The sequence below is a fragment of the Gulosibacter macacae genome (assembly GCF_003865375.1).
Classification (GTDB): domain Bacteria; phylum Actinomycetota; class Actinomycetes; order Actinomycetales; family Microbacteriaceae; genus Gulosibacter; species Gulosibacter macacae.
Genome location: NZ_RQVS01000032.1, coordinates 1 through 3,121 on the forward strand (window position 1 = coordinate 1; position 3,121 = coordinate 3,121).

General features: G+C 57.0%; 4 protein-coding genes. All 4 read left to right on the forward strand.

Annotated elements, in window-relative coordinates; all coding sequences use genetic code 11:
* Positions 1-306: 306 nt before the first annotated feature.
* On the forward strand, positions 307-1,098 hold the full coding sequence (locus tag EG850_RS13125; protein WP_001206356.1) for an ANT(3'')-Ia family aminoglycoside nucleotidyltransferase AadA2: 792 nt from the start codon (positions 307-309) through the stop codon (positions 1,096-1,098).
* A gap of 163 nt (positions 1,099-1,261) precedes the next feature.
* The gene (locus EG850_RS13130; protein WP_000679427.1) at positions 1,262-1,609 is read left to right on the forward strand and encodes a quaternary ammonium compound efflux SMR transporter QacE delta 1; all 348 of its coding nucleotides are present in this window, start codon (positions 1,262-1,264) and stop codon (positions 1,607-1,609) included.
* Positions 1,603-2,442 (forward strand): sulfonamide-resistant dihydropteroate synthase Sul1, encoded by an 840-nt coding sequence (gene sul1, locus EG850_RS13135; protein ID WP_000259031.1) that lies wholly within the window; start codon positions 1,603-1,605, stop codon positions 2,440-2,442. Before EG850_RS13130 ends, sul1 begins: the two co-directional genes overlap by 7 nt.
* Positions 2,443-2,569: 127 nt before the next feature.
* Complete coding sequence (locus EG850_RS13145) at positions 2,570-3,070, forward strand: GNAT family N-acetyltransferase (protein WP_000376623.1); 501 nt, start codon at positions 2,570-2,572, stop codon at positions 3,068-3,070.
* Positions 3,071-3,121: the final 51 nt, after the last annotated feature.

Here is a 3,121-nt window from a genome sequence, read left to right on the forward strand (position 1 = left end):
AGCCTACCTCTGACTGCCGCCAATCTTTGCAACAGAGCCACCCAGTGGACATAAGCCTGTTCGGTTCGTAAGCTATAATGCAAGTAGCGTATGCGCTCACGCAACTGGTCCAGAACCTTGACCGAACGCAGCGGTGGTAACGGCGCAGTGGCGGTTTTCATGGCTTGTTATGACTGTTTTTTTGTACAGTCTATGCCTCGGGCATCCAAGCAGCAAGCGCGTTACGCCGTGGGTCGATGTTTGATGTTATGGAGCAGCAACGATGTTACGCAGCAGGGCAGTCGCCCTAAAACAAAGTTAGACATCATGAGGGAAGCGGTGACCATCGAAATTTCGAACCAACTATCAGAGGTGCTAAGCGTCATTGAGCGCCATCTGGAATCAACGTTGCTGGCCGTGCATTTGTACGGCTCCGCAGTGGATGGCGGCCTGAAGCCATACAGCGATATTGATTTGTTGGTTACTGTGGCCGTAAAGCTTGATGAAACGACGCGGCGAGCATTGCTCAATGATCTTATGGAGGCTTCGGCTTTCCCTGGCGAGAGCGAGACGCTCCGCGCTATAGAAGTCACCCTTGTCGTGCATGACGACATCATCCCGTGGCGTTATCCGGCTAAGCGCGAGCTGCAATTTGGAGAATGGCAGCGCAATGACATTCTTGCGGGTATCTTCGAGCCAGCCATGATCGACATTGATCTAGCTATCCTGCTTACAAAAGCAAGAGAACATAGCGTTGCCTTGGTAGGTCCGGCAGCGGAGGAATTCTTTGACCCGGTTCCTGAACAGGATCTATTCGAGGCGCTGAGGGAAACCTTGAAGCTATGGAACTCGCAGCCCGACTGGGCCGGCGATGAGCGAAATGTAGTGCTTACGTTGTCCCGCATTTGGTACAGCGCAATAACCGGCAAAATCGCGCCGAAGGATGTCGCTGCCGACTGGGCAATAAAACGCCTACCTGCCCAGTATCAGCCCGTCTTACTTGAAGCTAAGCAAGCTTATCTGGGACAAAAAGAAGATCACTTGGCCTCACGCGCAGATCACTTGGAAGAATTTATTCGCTTTGTGAAAGGCGAGATCATCAAGTCAGTTGGTAAATGATGTCTAACAATTCGTTCAAGCCGACCGCGCTACGCGCGGCGGCTTAACTCCGGCGTTAGATGCACTAAGCACATAATTGCTCACAGCCAAACTATCAGGTCAAGTCTGCTTTTATTATTTTTAAGCGTGCATAATAAGCCCTACACAAATTGGGAGATATATCATGAAAGGCTGGCTTTTTCTTGTTATCGCAATAGTTGGCGAAGTAATCGCAACATCCGCATTAAAATCTAGCGAGGGCTTTACTAAGCTTGCCCCTTCCGCCGTTGTCATAATCGGTTATGGCATCGCATTTTATTTTCTTTCTCTGGTTCTGAAATCCATCCCTGTCGGTGTTGCTTATGCAGTCTGGTCGGGACTCGGCGTCGTCATAATTACAGCCATTGCCTGGTTGCTTCATGGGCAAAAGCTTGATGCGTGGGGCTTTGTAGGTATGGGGCTCATAATTGCTGCCTTTTTGCTCGCCCGATCCCCATCGTGGAAGTCGCTGCGGAGGCCGACGCCATGGTGACGGTGTTCGGCATTCTGAATCTCACCGAGGACTCCTTCTTCGATGAGAGCCGGCGGCTAGACCCCGCCGGCGCTGTCACCGCGGCGATCGAAATGCTGCGAGTCGGATCAGACGTCGTGGATGTCGGACCGGCCGCCAGCCATCCGGACGCGAGGCCTGTATCGCCGGCCGATGAGATCAGACGTATTGCGCCGCTCTTAGACGCCCTGTCCGATCAGATGCACCGTGTTTCAATCGACAGCTTCCAACCGGAAACCCAGCGCTATGCGCTCAAGCGCGGCGTGGGCTACCTGAACGATATCCAAGGATTTCCTGACCCTGCGCTCTATCCCGATATTGCTGAGGCGGACTGCAGGCTGGTGGTTATGCACTCAGCGCAGCGGGATGGCATCGCCACCCGCACCGGTCACCTTCGACCCGAAGACGCGCTCGACGAGATTGTGCGGTTCTTCGAGGCGCGGGTTTCCGCCTTGCGACGGAGCGGGGTCGCTGCCGACCGGCTCATCCTCGATCCGGGGATGGGATTTTTCTTGAGCCCCGCACCGGAAACATCGCTGCACGTGCTGTCGAACCTTCAAAAGCTGAAGTCGGCGTTGGGGCTTCCGCTATTGGTCTCGGTGTCGCGGAAATCCTTCTTGGGCGCCACCGTTGGCCTTCCTGTAAAGGATCTGGGTCCAGCGAGCCTTGCGGCGGAACTTCACGCGATCGGCAATGGCGCTGACTACGTCCGCACCCACGCGCCTGGAGATCTGCGAAGCGCAATCACCTTCTCGGAAACCCTCGCGAAATTTCGCAGTCGCGACGCCAGAGACCGAGGGTTAGATCATGCCTAGCATTCACCTTCCGGCCGCCCGCTAGCGGACCCTGGTCAGGTTCCGCGAAGGTGGGCGCAGACATGCTGGGCTCGTCAGGATCAAACTGCACTATGAGGCGGCGGTTCATACCGCGCCAGGGGAGCGAATGGACAGCGAGGAGCCTCCGAACGTTCGGGTCGCCTGCTCGGGTGATATCGACGAGGTTGTGCGGCTGATGCACGACGCTGCGGCGTGGATGTCCGCCAAGGGAACGCCCGCCTGGGACGTCGCGCGGATCGACCGGACATTCGCGGAGACCTTCGTCCTGAGATCCGAGCTCCTAGTCGCGAGTTGCAGCGACGGCATCGTCGGCTGTTGCACCTTGTCGGCCGAGGATCCCGAGTTCTGGCCCGACGCCCTCAAGGGGGAGGCCGCATATCTGCACAAGCTCGCGGTGCGACGGACACATGCGGGCCGGGGTGTCAGCTCCGCGCTGATCGAGGCTTGCCGCCATGCCGCGCGAACGCAGGGGTGCGCCAAGCTGCGGCTCGACTGCCACCCGAACCTGCGTGGCCTATACGAGCGGCTCGGATTCACCCACGTCGACACTTTCAATCCCGGCTGGGATCCAACCTTCATCGCAGAACGCCTAGAACTCGAAATCTAACGTCCGTTCGGGCATCGAGGTCCATGTCGGGGTGGGACGGGCCCGTGGCTT

Excerpts from the sequence above, each read along its gene's own strand:
- EG850_RS13125 (WP_001206356.1), top strand. The coding sequence starts at position 307 with ATGAGGGAAGCGGTGACCATCGAAATTTCGAACCAACTATCAGAGGTG.
- EG850_RS13130 (WP_000679427.1), top strand. The coding sequence starts at position 1,262 with ATGAAAGGCTGGCTTTTTCTTGTTATCGCAATAGTTGGCGAAGTAATC.
- sul1 (WP_000259031.1), top strand. The coding sequence starts at position 1,603 with ATGGTGACGGTGTTCGGCATTCTGAATCTCACCGAGGACTCCTTCTTC.
- EG850_RS13145 (WP_000376623.1), top strand. The coding sequence starts at position 2,570 with ATGGACAGCGAGGAGCCTCCGAACGTTCGGGTCGCCTGCTCGGGTGAT.